Consider the following 20,243-nt stretch of genomic DNA (forward strand, 5'->3'; position numbering starts at 1 on the left):
TGCAACAACTACGAGGCTCAACAGGGTCTGGCTGTTACAGATTGAGACAAACGTCGGAATTGGTTCGCCGGCCAAGTCCCCGACCACCACAAAGGTGCATGTCCCCTTTGTGGTGATGGGTTGGCCGGCATAGAAAAAGTCCCCGCCGAGCGTGTGCTCGACGGGGACTTTGCCGTTTGATGGCTAGCACTGCAGGTGATTACTCGCCCAGCAGGCTCTTGGTGATGGAAGCAGCGGCCTTCTTGCCGGCGCCCATCGCCAGAATGACCGTAGCGGCACCGGTGACGATGTCGCCGCCGGCCCAGATGCGGGGATCGGTGGTCTGGCCGGTCTCCTCGTCGGCAACGATGTAGCCCCACTTGTTGAGCTCCATCTTGCCGCCGATCTTCTTTGCGAAGGGGTTGGCGTTGGTGCCGATAGCCGAGATCGCGACGTCGCAGGGGATCTCCTCGATGGCGCCCTCGATGGGCACCGGGCGACGACGGCCGGACTCGTCGGGCTCGCCGAGTTCCATCTTCTGGACCTTGACGGCGCACACGGAGCCGTCCTCGCCAGCGACAAACTCGAGCGGGGAGACGAGCGGCAGAACCTCGACGCCCTCGGCCTTAGCATGGTGCAGCTCGGCGCGACGGCAGGGCATCTCGTCCTCGGTACGACGGTAGGCGATGATGGCGTGCTCGGCGCCCAGACGCTTGGCGGTACGGACGGCGTCCATAGCCACGTTGCCGCCACCAAAGACAACGACGTTCTTGCCGTGCTTGGTGGGGGTGTCGTACTCGGGGAACTTGTTGGCCTTCATCAGGTTCACGCGGGTGAGGTACTCGTTAGCGAAGAAGACGTTGGGCAGGTTCTCGCCGGGGACGTTGAGGAACTTGGGCAGGCCAGCGCCGGTCGCCACGTAGATGGCGTCGAAGCCCTGCTCGAACAGCTCCTCGGCCGTGGCCATGTTGCCCACGACGGAGTTGTACTCAAACTTGACGCCCATGTCCTCCAGGCCGTCAATCTCGCGCTTGACGACTGCCTTGGGCAGACGGAACTCGGGGATGCCGTAGACCAGCACGCCGCCGCCGGTGAAGAAGGCCTCAAAGACGGTAACGTCAAAGCCGTTACGGGCGAGCTCGCCGGCGCAGGTGATGCCGGACGGGCCGGAGCCGACGACGGCGACCTTCTTGCCGTTCTTGGGGGCCATCTTGGGCGTGGAGGCGAGCTCGGGGCGGTCACCCAGGAAGCGCTCGAGCTGGCCGATGGCCACGGGCTCGGACTTCTTGCCACGGATGCACTTGCCCTCGCACTGGTTCTCCTGCGGGCAGACGCGACCGCAGATGGCGGGAAGCATGGAGTCCTCGCGGATGGTATCGAGAGCGCCGCCGAAGTCCTTCGCGCGGATCTGCTCGATAAAGCGGGGAATGTTGATGTTGACGGGGCAGCCCTCAACACAGAACGGCTTCTTGCAGTTGAGGCAGCGCTCGGCCTCGGCCAGCGCCATCTCCTCGGTGAAGCCCTTGTCGACGGGGCGGAAGTCGCAGGCGCGCTCGGCAGCCGGCTCCTCGTTATCGGGGGTGCGGGGCGACTTCATATCGGCAACGAAACGACCGTTAACTAGTGGCATGCGCAGCTCTTTTCCTCATAGGCCTTGAGGGACTCGCCCTCTTCGGAACGGTAAGCGGCCTGGCGGGCACGAAGGTCATCCCAGTCGACCAGGGTGGCATCGAAGTCGGGGCCGTCGACGCAAGCGAACTTGGTCACGCCGCCCACCTCGACGCGGCAGCAGCCGCACATGCCGGTGCCGTCAACCATGATGGGGTTGAGCGACGCGGTGATGGGGGTGTCGTACTTCTGGGCGGTGAGGGTCGAGAACTTCATCATCGGAACGGGGCCGACGCAGAAGACCTGGCTCACGGCCTTGTCCTGCAGCAGGCGCTCCAGCGGAGCGGTGACAACGCCCTGCTCGCCGTAGGAGCCGTCGTCAGTGGTGATGTGGATGTGGTCCTCGTCGAGGAGCTCGCGGAACTGGTCCTCCATGAGCAGGAGGTCCTTGGTGCGGGCGCCCATGATGGCGTGCACCTCGTGGCCGGTCTCGACCAGGTGCTTGGCGACCGGGAAGGCAATTGCCAGGCCGACGCCGCCGCCAATGACGGCACAGGGGCCCTCGGCCATTTCGGTGGGAACGCCCAGCGGGCCCACGACGTCGCGCAGCGACTCGCCGGCCTCGTAGGTGGAAAGCATCTCGGTGGTCTTGCCGATCACCATGAAGATGAACTCGACCCAGCCCTCGTCACCGTTCCAGCCGGCCAGGGTAAACGGGACGCGCTCGCCCGTCTCGTTGGCGCGAACCATGAGGAACTGTCCAGCGTGCGCATGCTTGGCGATTGCGGGCGCCTCGATGCGGAACTTGAACACCTTCTCCGAGAACTGCGTCTTCTCCAGGATCTTATACATAGAACCCCTCTCTTGTTAGGGCCGCCGAACCGTGCCTCCACGGAAATGGACGGTAGCCCGAATAAAACCGTACGCGCACAGGCGTTGTGCAGACATACGATGCAAATTATACCCTCATGGACATGCTGTTTACGTGTGTCTTCGGCGGTTGGGAAAAGGGCTTATCCACTTCGTCCTGCCGAATAGGGGCAGGTTTATTTTGGTCAGTTTTATCAGGTAAAACAGCAAAGGGGGCCGGCCTCGGGTTGTGATGAGGCCGGCTCCCTTTGGGGTGCTATGCGTGTATGGCGGCGCGCGGTTTATCGTGATGCCGCAACTGGGGCGTTTCCGCAGGTAAAACCTGCCAAAAAAAGCCTGCCCCTAAATGATAGGTTTTAGTGCTTGCCGTTGGCGGAGGCGGCACCGTTGACGTGGTCGCGGGCATAGACCACGCCGTGCACGATCGCCAGGCCGGCGGCGTCGGCCGCGCGGGCACAGGTGTCCTGGAAATCCTCGGCCTCGCGTGCGCGCAGCTGCTTAAGCACGTAGTCGGCGACGGCCATCTTGCCGGGAGGGTTGCCGATGCCGGTGCGGATGCGGCTGAAGTCGCGGCTGCCCATCTTGTCGATGATGGAGCGCAGACCGTTGTGGCCAGCATGGCCACCGCCCACCTTAACACGCACGTCGCCGGCGGGAATATCGAGCTCGTCGTGGATGACGAGCAGCTCCTCGGCCTTGATCTTGTACTCGCGGCAGAGCTTGGAGATGGGGCCGCCCGAGGTATTCATGTACGACTGCGGCTTGACCAGTACAATCTGGCGCTTACCGCCCTCTTCCTCGGGATCGTTGATGTTGATGAGCGCGACCTCGGCGCCGGCCTGGTTTTTCCAGTACGTGACGCCGGCCTGACGGGCCAGCTCGTCAATCGCCTTAAAGCCGGCGTTGTGGCGGGTTTCGGCATATTCCTCGCCCGGGTTGCCAAGTCCGGCAACCATGCGAATCTTAAGCGGCTGTGCAGCTGCCATATTTGTCCTTCCGTTACACATAAAAGTTTAATCAACGACAAAGGCTACCACGCCCGCCGAAGGCGAGACTTCGTTTCAGCGAAATCCCACCAGACAAAAGCGCGGCCGCGGCAGAGCGAGCCGTCGGAACAGAAGAAACCCCCGCGCGACCTTTGCGAAGCAAGGGGGAGCGCGGGGGTTTCTTCTGTTCCGACGGCGAAGCGCCGGGTTGCAAGGACGATGCGATTACAGCGCGAAGTCGCCGCCGACGAGCGTGGAGACGGGCTCCTCGTGGTAAACGGCGGAGATGGCCTGAGCGAACTCCTCGGCGACCGAGATGGTCTTGATCTTGCCGCCGACCTCGACGGGGATGGCGTCGGTGACGACGCACTCGACGATGGGGGCGTCGTTCAGGCGCTCGATGGCTGGGCCGGAGAAGATGCCGTGGGTGGCGCAGACGTAGATGTCGCCGGCGCCCATAGCCTTAAGCTCCTTGACGTTGGCGCACAGGGTGCCAGCGGTGTCGATCATGTCGTCGTTGATGATGCAGGTCTTGCCCTTGATGTCACCGATGATGCCCATGACCTCGGCGGCGTTGTGGCGCGGACGGCCCTTGTGGGCGATGGCCAGGTCGCAGCCGAGCATGTCGGACAGCTTCTTGGCGGCCTTGGCACGACCCACGTCGGGGGAGACGACAACCAGGTTGTCGGTGTCGAAGTGCATGTCGTTGTAGTACTGGCCAAACAGCGGCAGTGCGGACAGGTGGTTAACCGGGATATCGAAGAAGCCCTGGATCTGACCCTGGTGCAGGTCGAGGGTGATGATGCGGTTGACACCGGCACGCTCGAGCAGGTTGGCGACGAGGCGGGCGGTGATGGGCTCGCGCGGGCCGGCCTTGCGGTCCTGGCGGGCATAGCCGTAGTGGGTGATAACGGCGGTGATGGAGCGGGCGGATGCGCGCTTGGCAGCGTCGGTGGCGATGAGCAGCTCCATGAGCATGTCGTTGACGTTGCCGCCGGCCACGGACTGAATCAGGAAGACGTCGGCGCCGCGGACGGTCTCGTCGTAGCGGGCGTAAATCTCACCGTTGGCGAACTGCTTTAGCGTAAGGCCCGAAAGCTCGACCCCAAGGTACTCAGCAATCTTCTGAGCGAGGGGACGGTTGGAGGAACCGGAATACACGCGGATGGACTTGCGCATATTCTCCGACTTCTCGGGATCATTAATCGGCATTACCCTTCTCCTTTATATCGAATGCCATATAGATGCCTTGTTGCATTGTAACCGCGCGACGGGGCTTATCGGGTCTTGATAACGTCTTTACCGTCAACGGACACGAACCGACCACTCATCCGGTTGCGCAGGTCACGATAGAAAAAGGAGCCGTCCCCATGGGAACAGCTCCTTTTGTGCTTGGTAAAACGTTATACCTCGTCGTCCTCGTGCAGGCGGCGGCGGTAATCGGCGGCCCAGCCCTCAATATTTACCTGACGGGCGCGGCCCAGGCCGAGTGCGTCTGCCGGGACCGGCTCGGTGATGACGGAGCCGGCGGCCACGAGCGCGCCGTCGCCGATCTGGGCGGGCGCGACCATCATGGTGTCGGAACCGATGAAGGCATCCTTGCCGATGACGGTCTTGTGCTTGTGCACACCGTCGTAGTTGCAGGTGATGGAGCCAGCGCCCACGTTGACGCCGGAGCCCATGGTGGTGTCGCCGATGTAGGACAGGTGCGGCACCTTGGAGCCCTCGCCGATCGTGGACTTCTTGATCTCCACGTGCGTGCCGGCCTTGGAGCCGTCGAGCATATGGGTGCCCGGGCGCAGGTAGGCGCGCGGGCCGCAGTCGACGCCGTTCTCGATGACGGTCTCGATGGCGATGGTCTCATCGATGGTGCAGCCGCTGCCGACGGTGGTGTCGGTGAGGCGGCTGTTGGGACCGAGCTGGCACTCCTCGCCCACGGTGACGTGGCCGATCAGGTGCGTCTGCGGCCACACGACGGTATCGCGGCCGATAACGGCATCGGGGCCGATCCAGGCCTGCGTGGGGTCGATGAAGGTAACGCCCTCGGCCATCCAGTGCTCGTTGATGCGGTCGCGCGCGATGGCGGTGAGCTGCGCGAGCTGGATGCGGCTGTTGACGCCCAGGCCGTCGCGGTAGTCGTCGCAGTGGAAGATGGAGACTGCCTGGCCATGACCTTTGAGGATTTCGAGCATGTCGGGCAGGTAGTACTCGGACTGCGCGTTGTCGTTGCCGATCTCGTTAATGTGGGCGGCGAGCTGCGCGCCGTCGAAGGCGTAGCAGCCGGCGTTGCACTCCAGCAGCGTGGCGGCCTGCTCGGGCGTGCAGTCCTTCTGCTCGATGATGCGCTCGATCTGACCGTCGGCGCCCAGCTTGATGCGGCCGTAGCCGAAAGGATCGGGCGGGGTCATGGTCATGACGGTGCAGGCGAGCTCGCCGGTGGCGACGGTTTGCGCGAACTTGGCGACGGTGTCGGCGGTGATGAGCGGCAGGTCGCCGTTGAGCACGACGACCGGACCCTCGGCGATGCCGCAGGCCTCGAGCGCGACCTTTACGGCGTGACCGGTGCCCAGACGCTCGGTCTGCTCGACGCACTCGACCTTGGTGGCGCTGTTGGCGTAGGCGCCGTCGATGAGGGCGCGCATCTCGTCGGCGTGGCTGCCGATGACAACCACGACGCGGCTGCAGCCGGCCTTGATGGTAGCGTCGACGATCCACTGGACCATGGGCTTACCCAGGATCTTGTGCGAAACCTTGCAGTGGTTCGACTTCATGCGGGTGCCCTCGCCGGCAGCGAGGATAATTGCGGTTGCGTCCATGTGATCTCCTGTTACGTTATAGAGACGTGTGTTTGGAAACGATACACGGCGCAATATGATACCGCAGGCATATGACGAGCGCGTAACGATTGGTTTGCGGCGGTTGAGGCTTGCGCCGCCGGCGTGGCGTTTGCACTGCTTGCGTGCGGCGTTGGCGGTGCTGCGGAGCTGTTGTTTGAGCGAGGGGACGGGGGTGCCCGTGGACAACATACGAGAGGAGTTTGGCGGCGAGCCCGTCGCGGCATTCTCGATGTCGCATCCGGCTGTGCCGGCACTCTATATAGTGCTGACGCTGGGGCTCACTATGTTCTCGATGCAGCCGGTACTGATTGCGCTGTCACTTGCGGGCGGGCTGGCGTATGGATTTGCGACGCGTGGGGCTGCCCGCACGCTGGGCGCGCTCCGCTGGCAGCTGCCGGTGATTTTGATCGTCGCGGTGCTCAATCCGCTGTTTAGCGCCTCGGGCTCGACGGAGCTGTTCCGTATTGGCATGCGCGCGGTGTATCTGGAGAGCATGGTATACGGCCTGTGCATGGGCGGGCTGTTTGTGGCGAGCGTGCTGTGGTTTGAGGCGGCGGCGTCGATGCTCGAATACGACAAGGTGCTCGCGCTGCTGGGCAATGCCGCACCGGTGATTGCGCTCATGATCTCGATGTGCATGCGGCTTATCCCGCAGTTTTTGCGCCGCGGTCGTACGGTGCTGGCGGTGCAGGATGCGATTGATGTGCCGGGCAGCGCGCCGGCCGACCCCGTGCGTTCGCGTTTGCGGGCATCGAGTGTGTTGATGGGCTGGGGCATGGAAGATTCGCTGGAGCGCGCGGACGCGATGCGCTCGCGCGGGTGGGGTGCCGCGACGCGTCGTACGACGTATGCGCGGTATCGACTGGGGCGCAGCGACGTTGCCGCGCTGGCTGGGCTTGCGTTGTTTGGCGTGGCCACGGCGGCAGTGGCGTGGACCGCGACGACGCAGTATTCGTTTTATCCGCAGCTCTCGGCGCCGGCGCCGTGGCCGGGCTATGTCGTGTACGCTGCCTGGATGGTGCTGCCTTGCGCGTTGCATGCGATTGATGAGAAGAGGTTTGGCTGATGGCTCGGTTTGATAGGAGCTCGGCGGCGGGTGTGGCATATGGCTCGGCCGCGCCGGCGATTGAGGTGCGAGGCCTTAGTTTTGCCTATCCCGGGGCCGAGGCACCGGTGCTCGAGGGACTTGATTGGCGTGTTCCCCAAGGTGCGTTTGCACTTCTGGTGGGTGGTACTGGGTCGGGCAAATCGACGCTACTCTCGCTGCTCAAGCCCGAGATCGCTCCGGCGGGCGAGCGCACTGGTGATGCGCGCGTGCTGGGTGAGAACGTTGCCGATATGGACGTCCGGGCGTCCGCGGAGCGCGTGGGCTACGTGTTTCAGGATCCCGAGAACCAGATCGTGTGCGAAACCGTGTGGCACGAGATGGCGTTTGGCCTGGAAAACTTGGGGCTAGCACGTGATGAGATGCGCCGTCGCGTAGCTGAGACCAGCTATTTCTTTGGTCTGGAGGACTGGCTTCATCGCGATACCGATACGCTTTCGGGCGGCCGCAAGCAGCTGCTGTCGCTTGCCGCCGTCCTGGCGCTGTGTCCGCGTGTGCTGCTACTCGACGAGCCCACGTCTCAGCTCGATCCCGTTGCCGAGAAGAATTTTCTGCACGCGCTGTTTCGTGTGAATCGCGAGCTGGGCTGCACGGTTGTTGTGGCTACGCATCAACCGCGCCCAATGCTCGAGTATGCGACGTGTGCGTACCGGATTGAGGACGGTCGCGTGCGCGAGGTGGCGGATATGGCTTCTTTGGGACGCCGAGAATCGTTGTTTTCCGACGACATGTTGGGGTGGGGTGCCGTCCGATGTGCAAAAAACGGAGTATTCAGCAGGCGTGAGGACAATTTGGGCTCTCTGGAGCCGCCCGGGGACGTATCGAGCGCGAAAAAAAGTTCGGAATTGGACAAATCGTCCGAATTTGTGGCGCAAACGTCGCTCGAGAACGGCTCGGAAGCCTTCCCGCGCACGGATGGGAGCAGAATACTCCAAAAAATGCACGGCGGGTCGGCTACCACCCTGGCAGGGAGCTGGTTTCGCTACGATCGCGCGGGCGGCTGGGTGCTGCGCGGGCTCGACGTGGCGTTTTCGGCCGGTGCGGTGCATGCGATCGTGGGCGGCAACGGATGCGGTAAGTCGACGATGCTCTCGGTGCTGGCGAAGACCGCCAAGCTGCAGCGCGGCCGCATGGTGCGCGGGGCGGCTTCGGCTGCGCTGCTGCCGCAGAACCCCAAGGCCCTGCTGGTTGCCGAGACGGTGCGCGACGAGCTGATGGAATGGGCCTCGACCTGCGGATATGACGAGAACTTGGCGCGGGAGCGTGCGGCGCAACTGGGATTGGACGGCCTGGAGACGCGCCACCCCTACGATCTTTCGGGCGGGCAGCGTCAACTGCTTGCATTGGCAAAACTGCTGCTAATCGGCCCCGAACTGCTATTACTCGATGAGCCCACCAAGGGTCTAGACCTGTTCAGCCGCCGCATCATCGCCCGCGCCCTGCGCGACCATGCGCAGGCTGGCGGCACCGTCGTCATGGCGACGCACGACCTGGACTTTGCCGAGCAGGTTGCCGATGACATTTCCATGATGTTTGATGGCGAGATCGCCTGCATGGAGCCGCCGACCGACTTCTTTGCCGACAACGTGTTTTATAGGGCGTGAGCGGGTTCGCGGGCGAGAACGGTCTTACTGCTTGAGCGCCGTGTACTGCTGAAGGAGCGCCATGAGCCCAACGCGGCTGTTGACCTGTGTTTTTCGAAAGATGTTCTCCAGATGCTTTTTAACGGTGCCGGTGCTGATGGATAGCTCTTCGGCGATGGCCGCATTGTCCATGCCCGATAACACGCAACGACACACATCGATTTCGCGCGCTGAGACGTCGTAGTCGTGAGCAAATACGATTTCAGACGAACTGCGGTCGGCGCGTACACGCCATTTTGATAGTCGGTTTGTGAGGTGCGGTTCGATGAGCTCAAGGATTTGAACTTCACGATCGCTAAAGTCGCCTTCTTCTTTCTTGCGATTAAGATTGAGCGATCCCAAAAAGCCCTCGTCATTAAAGAAACTGACGTTGACGACGTGGCGGCCGCCAAGATAATCCTTCATATAACTGCTGTCGATATCGCCAGGGCTGAGCTGATCGGACTCGCGCAGCACCGTCGAGCGCGTAAGATTGCGGTGGGCGACGATCATGTCCTGCTGCCAGTACTTTTCGGTGTAGAGCTCGAGCATCCCAGCGGGGACATCGATGCCAAGAGGGTCAAGAAAGACGCGCGTTTTCCATTCTTGCGGGGTGGATACGAGATCCCTGGAAAGGTCGCTCAGGAAAAATGCAGCCGACTCGTAGGGGATGAGAAAACGCAGCTTTTTGAGGACGGTCGAGCGAAACTCGCGGTCGCTGTCGATGGAATTAATCGAAAGCACGAGATCGTTTAAGCAGAGCCATTCAGAATCGGACAAAAAGCTCAAGATGACCTCCGATGAGATTGCGTAGTGGTTTAGCTGGCATTTTAGTTAATTTGCGTAGAGATACTACTCCTTTTTTCGAATGATGATAAGCCGTTAGCCGAATGGTTTCGGTGAGGGGCCAATCGCAAAATATGAATACCTAAGAGCCAGGGCCCGGTTCTCCAAGCTGTTTGATTATTCCGACTTATTAAAGGAGTCATCATGGAAGAGAAGCTTCCTTCATGGCGTTGGGCGATTGTTTCAGTCGTTTGCTTGCTGTGCTTTATGGCTAACTACATGCAGTACCAGGTCTCAGCACTCGCCGTCGAGGTCATGCCTATGCTCAATATCGATACCGTCGGCTTTTCGATGCTGTTCCTCGTTCCTATGCTTACCGCCGTTTTCTTCTCAATTCCGCTGGGTGCCCTTGGTGACCGTATCGGTTCTAAGAAAGTTGTCACGGTTTGCACCGCAATTTCGGTTGCCGGCGGTTTTCTCCGTTGCTTTACGCTCGATTCGTTCACGATGCAGATGGCATCGATGTTCCTGATTGGCATGGGAATCTCGGCACTCAACGCCAACCTCATCAAGGTGCTCGGCACCTGGTTCCGTGAACAGACTGGTTTCGCCATGGGCTTGTTCTACGCGGCTTCGTGCGTTGCCATCGTTGTCGCTCAGATCTGTGCTGGCTTGTTCGGCAGCGTCTTTAACTCTTATATGGTCGCTGCTGTCGTCATGACCATCTCCTGGGTTCTTTGGATTGTGCTTGACCGAGATGTGCCCGAGGGGCAATCGCTCCCCGAGCCCGAGCCCGTGCTCGACTACCTTAAGGTTGCTATCAAGAGTCCTGGCGTATGGCTAATCTCCGCTGGCGTCGGTTTTGGACTTGCTTCTACCACTGCCTATGCCGGTTTCCTGCCTCAGGCGCTTCAGCTTGGCAAGGGCATAGACGTCGCCACTGCTGGTTTAATGGCCGCAATTGTTACCGTTGGCAGCTTTTTCGGCTGCATCGTGGGGCCTGCGTTCTGCGATAAGCTTGGAAAGTTCAAGGGTTTTCTCATCGTCACTACTCTCATCGGTGCCATATCGATGTTCGTGACGTGGTACACCCCGGTCGGCTTCCTTCTGTGGACGATTTTGGTCATCAATGGCTTCTTTACCGCCATCAACGGCCCGATTATGCAGTCCATGCCTGTTCTCCTTCCCGAGATTGGTGATAAGTATGCCGGTTCCGCTGGCGGTATCGTGGGCACCATCTCCCTGCTCATGAGCTATTTCCTGCCCATCGGTATCTCTGCCGTTGCTGGTGCCGACTACACTGTGAACATGGGTCTCGAGAGCCTCTGCTTCCTGCTTTCCGTAGTTCCGGTTTTCTTCCTGCCCGAGCTCGGCCGCAAGGCCATGCAGGCTGCCGCCGCTAAGGATGGTGAGTAGCCATGGAGGCGGTAGTTCCCGCTGATATCGTCCTCAAGACGACGGCGTTGTTTACTGCCGAGGAACTTGAGCCTCACGCCGGATGCGTTGCAGTTCGCGGCAGCGAGATCGTGGCTGTGGGCTCGCCCGACAAGGTGCAGCCGTTTATCGGTCCCGATACTGAGGTCATTGACGCCGGCAACAAACTGGTCATGCCCGGATTCAACGATTCGCACATGCACTTTGCGCTCGGCTCAATCCAGAAGGATGAAGACTTCTGTTGCGATCTGATGTTTCTGCCGAGCGAGCGGGCTTGCGTGGATGCTGTTGCCAAATTTGCCGCCGAGCATCCTGACAATCCGTGGATTTACGGTCAGGGTTGGTATTCGCCCGCGTGGGAAAACCCGACTGACCCTGATTGCCGCAGCCTCGATGCGCTCGATATCGACCGCCCAATCGTGCTCTCGGACTTTTCAATGCACGTGGTGTGGTGCAATACTGCCGCGCTCAGGGCGGTCGGTATCGACCGCAATACCCCGACGCCTGAAGGTGGCCTTATCCGCCACTTTGACAACGGCGAGCCCAATGGCTTTCTGTCCGAGCCCCAGGCGACGAACATCTTGCTCGATGTTGTGCTCAACAAACCGGACCTTGATGCGTCGTTGCTCAAGTCGATGCGCAAGTTCAACAAGCTCGGCATCACTTCGATTGGTGATATGTATCCTTTGGGCGTGACCACGCCCGGCGTGTACGACATCTATGACCGACTGGCGAGCGAGGACCTGAGCACGCTGCGCATCAGCTACTATTCTGCGCTCGATGCTCCGATGGCAGAGTCGCAGGCGCTGCGTGCGCGTCATCACAGCGAGCGCGTGCGCATGGCGGGTCTCAAGTACATTTTGGACGGCTGCCCCGAGGCCTACACGGCCTACATGCACGAGCCGTATCTTAACGCCCCCACGGGAAAGGACTTCCGCGGCGAGCCGGCGTGCAACCAGGAGACGCTTGACTGTATGGTGCTCGAGGCCAACAAGAATGGTTTCGATGTTCGTATCCATGCTATCGGCGACGCATCGGCCACGATGATTATCGATGCCGTCGAGCGTGCCGAGGAGGTGTGCGGCAACAAGGGGGCGCGTTTTGCTATCGAGCATACAGATAACCTGAAGCTCGAGGATATTGCTCGCATGAAGCGCCTGGGCATTAATGCTGCGATTCAGCCGCAGCATCCCATCGGAGGCCTTGGGCAGGGCGTGTACGAGGAGTCTCTTGGCGAAGAGCGCATGAGCCACATGTGGCGCTATAGGGAAGAGGCCGATGGCGGAATCCACTTAGGGCTTGGTACTGACTGGCCTGCGGTGATGTCAATCGATCCTATCGATACCGTGTATGCTGCGGTGACGCGTAGCGAGTTTGACGGGCACCCGGCGGAGGGATACTTCCGCGAGAATGCCCTGACGCTCGGCGAGACGCTGCAAGCGCACACGCTCGGCTCAGCATATGTCGAGGGCTTTGAGCGCCGTTTGGGCAGCCTTGCCGCCGGCAAGCTTGCCGATATCGTCATCCTGTCGGGCAATCCGTTTGAAATGAACCCGATGGCGCTTCGCGATCTCGAAGTCGAGACGACGATCTTTAACGGACGCGTCGTCTATCGCAAGGATGAAGCATAGATAGGGTGATGAACGTGAGCAAAGGGACGGTCGAAAAATATGCCCTGCTGTTTGTGGTGTGCGGCATCGTGTTTGCTGCGAACTACGCGCAGTATCAGGTGTCGGGATTGGCACATCTGGTTGTGTCGGACCTGCATCTGACCTCGGCCGAGTTTTCAGCCGTCCTGTTTGCCCCGTTTGTTCCTGCCGTTGTATTCGGCATGCCTGTCGGCGTTTGCGCCGATCGATATGGCGTGAAGGTGCTCGTATTCATCGCATCGGCGATTTCTGCAATTGCAGCGGTTGCTCGCGCGGAGTGCGCATCGTTTGCGACGCTGTTCACAGCGACCATGCTTCTGGGCGCGGCACCATGCGTCGTGAATGCCATCGTTCTAAAAGTGCTTGGTTCCGCTTTTGGCGGAGAAACCGATAGGGCCATGGGATGGTTCTACGCTGCGGGGTCGGGCGGAATCGCCTGCTCGCTTGCAACCTCTCCTCTCTTTGCAACGTCCGGACGAGCATATGCCCTTGCTGCCGTTTTATTTGCCATGTTTGGATTGCTGTGGCTGCTGGTTGCGCCATCGGCAGATGTTCTGCAGGCTGCAGATGGCCTTGGCGTTCAGGGTGCGGAGCCTGCTTCGTCGTCGGCAAGTGCGTTTGCGACGGTAATCAAGATGCCGATGGTTTGGCTCGTGGCGATACTGCTTGGAGTCGCCCTTGCATCGGCTACGGCGTACTCGGGCTATCTTGTTTCAGCGCTTGAGGCTTCAATCGAACCTCAGGTCGCCGGGCTTCTTGCCTCTTTCGTGACGCTTGGGTCGATTGTCGGCAGCGTGGCCGGTCCCTACGCGCGAGCGCAATTTGGCGACTATCGCGTGTTTATGGCCATCGCCGCAATGGCGGGGAGTGCCCTTATGTGGGCCGGAGAGGCTTTTGTCTCTCAGCCTTCTGTCGGGCTCATGTTTGCGATTGGCGTTTCGACTGCCGTCGCCGGTCCGGTCGTTCAGTCGCTACCCTACATGTTGCCCGAGGTGCGCGAGGGGCTTGCAGGAAGCGCCGGTGGCGTGGTGAGCACCGTTTCGCTGGGGCTTACGTTTTTGATTCCCGTGGCCCTCTCCTTCTGCATTGGCGAGAGCTATGAAACGCTTCTATTTGGGTGCGCTGTTTTGTTTGGCGCGACGGCGCTGGCGTCTCCATTCCTGCCGTCTCCCGATTCACTTATGTAACACCTGTTTTCGCCCTTTGGGCCTGGCCGACAAGGGCAAAAGGAGTTGGTCTACTTGACACTAAAAAAGAGTACCGCTGTGACCATTCTCAACGGCATCGTTAATCCTCTATTCATGTGTTCATTTCTGCCGATTGTTGAGGGAAAGCCTGGCTTAGATTTTCAGGGACTTACTGGTTTCTGGGGGCAGCTTATTCTGGCCATCGGTATTGCACAGTTCGTGGGTTTTTTGCCGCTCTTTGGCAAAGCAATTGAGACGTGCGTTGAGTTTTTTGGTTTTGATCGGAACACTCCGGGCGCACGGATTTGCGGAACCGTTGTGGGCGCTACTCTGCTCTTCTGCATTATCGGGCTATTTGAAGTCGCGTTTCAGTCAGGCGTTGGCGTTATCGACGGTGTGCCGTTTTTCTCGCGTTGGGTTCGCCTCGTGGTGGGCGGATGGGCCTTTGTCGTTGTGGGCGGCTTGCTGTTTGATCCCTTTGTCGCGGCCATTGCCGCTAAAGTTACGGGCGAATAGCGCCAAGACCGGTCGCGTGGCGAAAGCCTGATCGACTGGCAGCCAAGGCCGGCCGGGGGATTGGTCGGCCTCATTTTGCCCGTGCTACCATAAACGGACATTCGTTTGATGGGGGCTGCCGTTGTCGCGTGTCTTGCAACATATGGAAATCCCGCTGCTGCTGGCGGTTCCTGCGGTGATGGCTGCAGCGTTGCTGGCAGGTATTGAGCAGGCGGCGCTTGCCATGCTTGTCGTGGTGGCGCTGGTGCTTGCGCTGTTCTTTGCGGGTTACGAGGCGTCGCGCCCGGGCCTGCGCCAGATTATGCCCACGCTGGTGTTGGCGGCGTTGGCCGCGGCGGGGCGCATCTTGTTTGGCCCCATTCCCGACTTTAAACCGGTGAGCGCCATCGCCATTATCGCGGGGGCGACGCTTGGTCGCCGCAATGGTTTTATGGTTGGCGCGTTGGCAGCGCTGACCAGCAATTTCTTTTTTGGGCAGGGCATGTGGACGCCGTGGCAGATGTATGCCTGGGGTCTGGTGGGCTATATCGGTGGCGCACTGGCGCATGCGGGCGCGTTCGACCGCGCCGACGGTACCGTGCGAATGCCGGCACTGTTGGCGTATGGCTTTGCGTCGGGCTTGCTGTATGGCGTCGTGATCAACGCGTATGACATCATTGGTTTTGTACAGCCGCTTACTTGGGCGGGTGCCGTGGCGCGTCTTGCCACGGCAGTGCCGTTCGATATTACGCACGGCCTTGCGACCTGCGTGTTTTTGGCCGCCTTGTACAAGCCTTGGTGCCGTCGCATTAACCGTGTCGTCGTGAAATACGGGCTGTAGGGCTGGTTGCGCCGGGGCGGGAATCAATACTGCCGAAGTGCCATTTCAAAACTATGCCGGTTTACGGGGCTAGATTGGCGCGGGCCGACTATACCAGCATTTTTCGAAATAGGGCACACCGTCTACCTGCGGTTTTATTATCTCGGAATTGCATATGGTTGGGGGTTCGCGATTCAGCCCCGTAAACCGGCATAGTTTTGGAATGGCCGGCTGATATGACGGGCATCGTGACCCTCAGAGAGCCAAATTGATCCATTTTCTTCCGTCCCCAGATGTCCCCAGGGAATCAGTTGACGGCGCTTGCCACGAAACTGGCCCATCTACTACGTTTAGCTTGATACTCCCGACCATGACCGCGTTTTATGAAAAACCGCAGGCTTTCTACCTGCGGTTTTCTTTTTGCGTTGTTCGCTGTGGTTGAGGGTGGTGGCTTAAACGTAGTAGATGGGCGTGTTTCGTGGCGGATGGGTCACGTGGATACCCCCACGAGGCCCAAAATGATTCGTTTTCCTCCGTCCCCAGGGGATCAGCTGGGGCTAGAGCTCTAGCGTGAGGGTGACGGGGCAGTGGTCACTGCCGAAGATGTCGCCGCGGATGCCGGTGTCGCGTACGTTGCCGGCGATTGCGTTGCTTACCAGGAAGTAGTCGATGCGCCAGCCTGCGTTGTTCTTGCGGGCATTAAAGCGGTAGCTCCACCAGCTGTAGACGCCCTCGACGTCCGGATTGGCCGCGCGCCAGGTGTCGGTAAAACCGGCGTCGAGGAGCTCGGTAAACTTACCGCGCTCCTCGTCCGAAAAGCCGGCGTTGCCGCGGTTGGACTTGGGGTTCTTAAGGTCGATCTCTTCGTGCGCCACGTTAAAGTCGCCGCAGGTTACGACGGGCTTGCCGGCCTCGCGCTCAAGCGCACTCAAAAAGCCGCGGTAGGCATTGTCCCAGGCCATGCGCACATCGATGCGCGCGAGCTCGTTTTGGGCGTTGGGCGTATAGACGTCGACAAACCAAAACTTGTCGAACTCGAGCGCGCAGACGCGGCCCTCGGTCGCGGCCTGCGCCACGAGCTCTGCCGTCTCGCCCTCGCTAGCGTAGGGTAGCAGTGCGTCGGCGCGCAGCACGCGCAGCGGTTCCTGGCGGCTAAAGACCGCAGTGCCCGAATAACCTTTACGCTCGGCGTAGCTCCAGGTTTGGTGATAGCCGGGCAGGTCGATATCGACCTGGCCCTCCTGTAGCTTGGTCTCCTGCAGCGCCAGGATATCGACGTCGAGTTCTTGCGCGATCTGGATAAAGCTCGGGTCCTTTTTGAGCACGGCGCGCAGGCCGTTGACGTTCCACGAGGCGAAAGTGTAAGTCTGAGGCATGGTGTCCTTTCGACGGGGTTGGCAGGCTTAAGATTAGCGCAACAGGGGCGGGGTGGGCTCCGTGGGCGACGGCGCAATCGCAGCCGCCCCGACCAACATGGACGGAGGACAAACATGACGCAAGCGATAACAGATCCCAAGCAGGCCTCCGCCGCGCTGGCGGAGCTGTTCAATACCCACAAGCGCATGGTGTTCTTTGGTGGCACTGGTGTTTCCACGGCAAGCGGCATTCCCGATTTTCGCAGCGTTGACGGCCTGTATCACCAGCAGTTTGCCTACCCGCCCGAGACCATGCTCTCGCACAGCTTTTACGAGACGCATCCGGCGGAGTTCTTCGACTTTTACCGCACCAAGATGATCGCGCTTAACGCTAAGCCCAACCGCTGTCACACCAAGCTCGCCGAGCTGGAGCGAGCTGGCAAGCTCGATGTCGTGGTGACGCAAAACATCGACGGCTTGCATCAGATGGCGGGCTCGCAGCGCGTGTTTGAGTTGCACGGATCGGTCCATCGCAACATTTGTCAGTCGTGCGGAGCGGTCTATAGCGCCGAGTGGATTTGCTCGCGCGAGCACGAGGACGCCGCGGGCGTGCCCGTGTGCCCCGCGTGCGGTGGTCGCATCAAGCCCGATGTGGTGCTCTACGAAGAGCCGCTCGACGAGCATGTGTTGACCGGTGCCGTTGCCGCCATCGCCGCGGCCGATGCCCTCATTGTAGGCGGGACCTCGCTCGTGGTGTATCCGGCGGCGGGTCTTACACGCTACTTTACCGGCGATACACTGGCCATATGCAACCTTGCCCCCACCGATCAGGATGCAAATGCCGACCTGCTGATTTCTTGCGACATCGCGGCCGCGTTTGCGTTCTAGCCCGCGTGCGCGGATACAATAGAAAGACTGAGTGCAAAGCGACCCCGCCGCCAGCTCCCCAAGCTCGGCGGCGTGGGCATTTTAGGAGGATGTTCATGGCGAACGACAGCAAGACATGGCGGTGCGGAAAGTATGAGCTCAGCTTTGACCGCCCGCGCATCATGGGCGTCCTCAACGTGACGCCCGATTCGTTTAGCGATGGCGGGGAGCACTTCGACCCGGATGCCGCGATCGAGTATGGCCTGGCGATGCTCGACGCCGGCGCCGACATCATCGACGTGGGCGGTGAGTCCACGCGCCCCGGCTTTACCCCGGTCAATCCCGATGAGGAAGCGCGCCGCGTGCTGCCCGTGGTGCGCGCGCTGGCCAAAGAGGGCGCCATCGTCTCGATTGACACGCGTCATGTGGCGGTTGCCAAGGCGGCCGTGCGCTGCGGCGCCTCGATCGTCAACGACGTGACCGGCTTCACCGACCCCAAGATGGTCGAGTTTGTTAAGACGAGCACCTGCGGCGTCATCGTGATGCATGCCGGCGAGGTCGCCGCGCCCGCACGCACGCACGCAACGGTGCAGCTCGATACCTCGGCTGCGGCGTTTGTTGCCGAGAAGGCGCGCGAGGCGGCTGCCGAGGCCGCGCGTGAGGCCGAGAAGCCGGCTCGCCGCCGTCGCGGCAAGTTGCTGGGTGAGCCTAGGCCGGAGGCCAAGCTTCCGGGTGGCGTGGTGCAGCCCTCGTTGCCGTTTGGCGAACCTGAGCCCGCGACCGAGCCTGCAAGCGAGCAGGAGACGCCGGCCGCCGAGCAGGCTGCTGCCGCCGAGACCGTCGCGCCCGCGCCCGAGGCCACCGAGGCCGCATCGGAGCCCAATGACCGCCTGGCCGCCATGATGCGCCGCAGCGCCCGCCGCGAGGAAGCCTACGTGCCCACCTCGCAGCTCCGCCGCTTCACCCTGCCCGATTCGGCGCCCATCATGCGCCGCGTCATGGGCTTTCTGTCCGACCAGGCCCGCGCGCTCATCCACGCCGGCGTGTCGCGCGACCGCATCTGCATCGATCCCGGTCCGGGCTTTGGCAAGACGGCCAACGAGGATATCGTCATCCAGCGCGAGACTGCCAAGATGGCGTCACTGGGCTATCCGCTCATGTGCGCCGTATCGCGCAAGCGCTTTGTGGGCGCCGTCTCGGGCGTGACCGAGGCCGCCGAGCGCGATGCCGCTACGTTTGGCGTGTGCCTGGGCGCCATCCAGGCCGGTGCCAACATCGTGCGCGTGCACGACGCCGCGGGCTTTGCGCAGTTCCTGAATGGCTACTGGGCGGTTGCCAAGCCGCAGCCGCGCCGCGCGTTTGTGGCCGTGGGCTCCAACCTGGGGCATCGCTGCGACAACATCCGCGCCGCACGCGACATGATCGCCGAGATTCCACTTACCTGCGTGTCCAACTCCTCCAAGATCTACGAGAGCGAGCCGGCCTACGAGACGCGCCAGGACGCGTTTGCCAACGCCGTCATCGAGATCAAGACCGAGTTGGCGCCGCTGGTGCTGCTCGACGAGCTCATGAAGATCGAGGCCGAGCTGGGTCGCGACCGCTCCAAAAAGGCCAAGGCCAACGGTCCGCGCACCATCGACTTGGACCTGCTGTGGATGGACGGCGAGACCCACGGCGGCAAAAAGCTGCGCCTGCCGCATCCGCTGATCGGCGAGCGTGACTTTGTGCTGGTGCCGCTCGAGGATCTGATGCACGACCCGGCGCGGTTCTTCCGCTACAACGGCGTCGAGGTCAAGGAGCCCGAGGATCGCGTGGGCCATATCGTGGGCGAATTGGGGCGTATGTAGATGATCGAGATGAATGCTGTTGCCGCTGGCACCGAGCTCGACGCGGCGCGTGACGCGGGCCGCGAGGGCGTGTCCGCGGGCTGGTGCGCGTGGAGCGCGGGCGATGCTTCGCTGACGTTTTCGCTGGTTGTGCGCCCCGATGTGAATATGCACGCCTTCCACGGCCTGCCGTTTGTGGCCGCGATGGGCATGATGGACGCGCTCGTGGGCACGGCATCGACGCCGGGCCTGGGCCTTGCCGGTAAAGTGGGTATCCAGTGGCCGAGTGACATCGTGTGCGGTGCGCCTGCGTTTGAGACGTCGCTCGCGCGTGTTGCCGTGAACGGCGGTGCCGGTGCTGCGGGCATGTTTGCCGCGGTGACGGTTGATATTGAGCGTGCGGCGCTGGGTGAGCTTGGCGTGGATATGGCAGATGAGGCGCTGATCGAGGCATTGGCCGCTGCCGTGCTGGTCCGCGTGGACACCTGGGCGGTTGTTGCTAACACGCCGCAGGGCGCTGCCGGTCCGCTGGCTCCCGTGCTGGGCGAGTACTTCGATATGGTGCCACTGCTGGGTCGTCAGGTCGCGGCGGTGTCGCCCAGTGGCTTGCCGCTTGCGGTCGGTGTGTTTGCGGGCCTGGACATCTGGGGCCGCGCGACCATCAAGACCGATGCCGGCGAGCAGGAGTTTCCGCCCGAGGCCGTACGGATTCGCGGACTGTAACGCGAGGCGCCCGCGCTCAAAGATAGCGATGACAACAAGACCCTCCTCGGCTGTGAACTGCGTCCCAAATCTTGGACGCCCTAAATAGCGACTA

The 20,243-nt window shown here is 61.4% G+C and carries 17 protein-coding genes; 10 read left to right on the top strand and 7 right to left on the bottom strand.

From position 1 onward, the window contains the following. Positions 1-199: 199 nt before the first annotated feature. The 5 genes from gltA to glmU form a co-directional block, all read right to left on the bottom strand. The gene (gene gltA / locus DW943_RS09055) at positions 200-1,609 is read right to left on the bottom strand and encodes an NADPH-dependent glutamate synthase (RefSeq protein WP_022094914.1); all 1,410 of its coding nucleotides are present in this window, start codon (positions 1,607-1,609) and stop codon (positions 200-202) included. Continuing rightward, positions 1,600-2,439 (bottom strand): sulfide/dihydroorotate dehydrogenase-like FAD/NAD-binding protein, encoded by an 840-nt coding sequence (locus DW943_RS09060; RefSeq protein WP_006235793.1) that lies wholly within the window; start codon positions 2,437-2,439, stop codon positions 1,600-1,602. Before DW943_RS09060 ends, gltA begins: the two co-directional genes overlap by 10 nt. 374 nt (positions 2,440-2,813) lie before the next feature. Then, entirely contained in the window at positions 2,814-3,443 is a 630-nt protein-coding gene (pth, locus tag DW943_RS09065; protein WP_006235792.1) for an aminoacyl-tRNA hydrolase, read from the bottom strand. Between the two features lie 225 nt (positions 3,444-3,668). Next, the gene (locus tag DW943_RS09070; protein WP_089573682.1) at positions 3,669-4,655 is read right to left on the bottom strand and encodes a ribose-phosphate pyrophosphokinase; all 987 of its coding nucleotides are present in this window, start codon (positions 4,653-4,655) and stop codon (positions 3,669-3,671) included. A gap of 191 nt (positions 4,656-4,846) precedes the next feature. Continuing rightward, entirely contained in the window at positions 4,847-6,259 is a 1,413-nt protein-coding gene (gene glmU, locus DW943_RS09075) for a bifunctional UDP-N-acetylglucosamine diphosphorylase/glucosamine-1-phosphate N-acetyltransferase GlmU (protein ID WP_117862828.1), read from the bottom strand. 199 nt (positions 6,260-6,458) lie between these two features. On the opposite strand from glmU, the gene DW943_RS09080 reads away from it, so the two are divergent. Then, positions 6,459-7,346, top strand: a complete 888-nt coding sequence (locus DW943_RS09080; protein ID WP_233543643.1) for an energy-coupling factor transporter transmembrane component T — start codon at positions 6,459-6,461, stop codon at positions 7,344-7,346. Continuing rightward, positions 7,346-8,989: an ABC transporter ATP-binding protein gene (locus DW943_RS09085; protein ID WP_117862829.1), complete on the top strand. Its 1,644-nt coding sequence runs from the start codon at positions 7,346-7,348 to the stop codon at positions 8,987-8,989. Before DW943_RS09080 ends, DW943_RS09085 begins: the two co-directional genes overlap by 1 nt. Before the next feature lie 24 nt (positions 8,990-9,013). Here DW943_RS09085 and DW943_RS09090 read toward each other — a convergent pair whose 3' ends face one another. Beyond that, complete coding sequence (locus tag DW943_RS09090) at positions 9,014-9,796, bottom strand: helix-turn-helix transcriptional regulator (protein ID WP_117735860.1); 783 nt, start codon at positions 9,794-9,796, stop codon at positions 9,014-9,016. Between the two features lie 201 nt (positions 9,797-9,997). On the opposite strand from DW943_RS09090, the gene DW943_RS09095 reads away from it, so the two are divergent. The 5 genes from DW943_RS09095 to DW943_RS09115 all read left to right on the top strand — a co-directional run bounded on the left by DW943_RS09095 (position 9,998) and on the right by DW943_RS09115 (position 15,399). After that, entirely contained in the window at positions 9,998-11,209 is a 1,212-nt protein-coding gene (locus tag DW943_RS09095; protein WP_117862830.1) for a nitrate/nitrite transporter, read from the top strand. Positions 11,210-11,211: 2 nt separating this feature from the next. After that, positions 11,212-12,858 carry an amidohydrolase gene (locus DW943_RS09100; protein ID WP_117778673.1) on the top strand — a complete coding sequence of 549 codons (1,647 nt, stop codon included), beginning with the start codon at positions 11,212-11,214 and terminating at the stop codon, positions 12,856-12,858. A 14-nt stretch (positions 12,859-12,872) separates the two neighbouring features. Then, entirely contained in the window at positions 12,873-14,063 is a 1,191-nt protein-coding gene (locus DW943_RS09105) for an MFS transporter (RefSeq protein WP_158566149.1), read from the top strand. Between the two features lie 54 nt (positions 14,064-14,117). Continuing rightward, a complete protein-coding gene (locus tag DW943_RS09110; protein ID WP_158567665.1) occupies positions 14,118-14,579 on the top strand; it encodes a hypothetical protein in 462 nt (153 codons plus the stop codon). Between the two features lie 121 nt (positions 14,580-14,700). Then, positions 14,701-15,399 (top strand): DUF6580 family putative transport protein, encoded by a 699-nt coding sequence (locus DW943_RS09115; RefSeq protein ID WP_233509095.1) that lies wholly within the window; start codon positions 14,701-14,703, stop codon positions 15,397-15,399. A gap of 536 nt (positions 15,400-15,935) precedes the next feature. Here the strand turns inward: DW943_RS09115 and DW943_RS09120 are convergent. Then, a complete protein-coding gene (locus DW943_RS09120; RefSeq protein ID WP_117862832.1) occupies positions 15,936-16,754 on the bottom strand; it encodes an exodeoxyribonuclease III in 819 nt (272 codons plus the stop codon). 114 nt (positions 16,755-16,868) lie between these two features. Here DW943_RS09120 and DW943_RS09125 point away from each other — a divergent pair, with 114 nt between their 5' ends. The 3 genes from DW943_RS09125 (at position 16,869) to DW943_RS09135 (ending at position 20,149) form a co-directional block, all read left to right on the top strand. Continuing rightward, a complete protein-coding gene (locus DW943_RS09125; protein WP_117862833.1) occupies positions 16,869-17,621 on the top strand; it encodes an NAD-dependent protein deacylase in 753 nt (250 codons plus the stop codon). A 95-nt stretch (positions 17,622-17,716) separates the two neighbouring features. Next, positions 17,717-19,447, top strand: coding sequence for a dihydropteroate synthase (folP, locus tag DW943_RS09130; protein WP_117862834.1), 1,731 nt, complete (start codon positions 17,717-17,719; stop codon positions 19,445-19,447). Beyond that, positions 19,448-20,149 (top strand): hypothetical protein, encoded by a 702-nt coding sequence (locus DW943_RS09135; RefSeq protein WP_117862835.1) that lies wholly within the window; start codon positions 19,448-19,450, stop codon positions 20,147-20,149. Positions 20,150-20,243 lie beyond the last annotated feature (94 nt).

The organism is Collinsella sp. AM44-11 (assembly GCF_003467145.1).
In the GTDB taxonomy this organism is placed as follows: domain Bacteria; phylum Actinomycetota; class Coriobacteriia; order Coriobacteriales; family Coriobacteriaceae; genus Collinsella.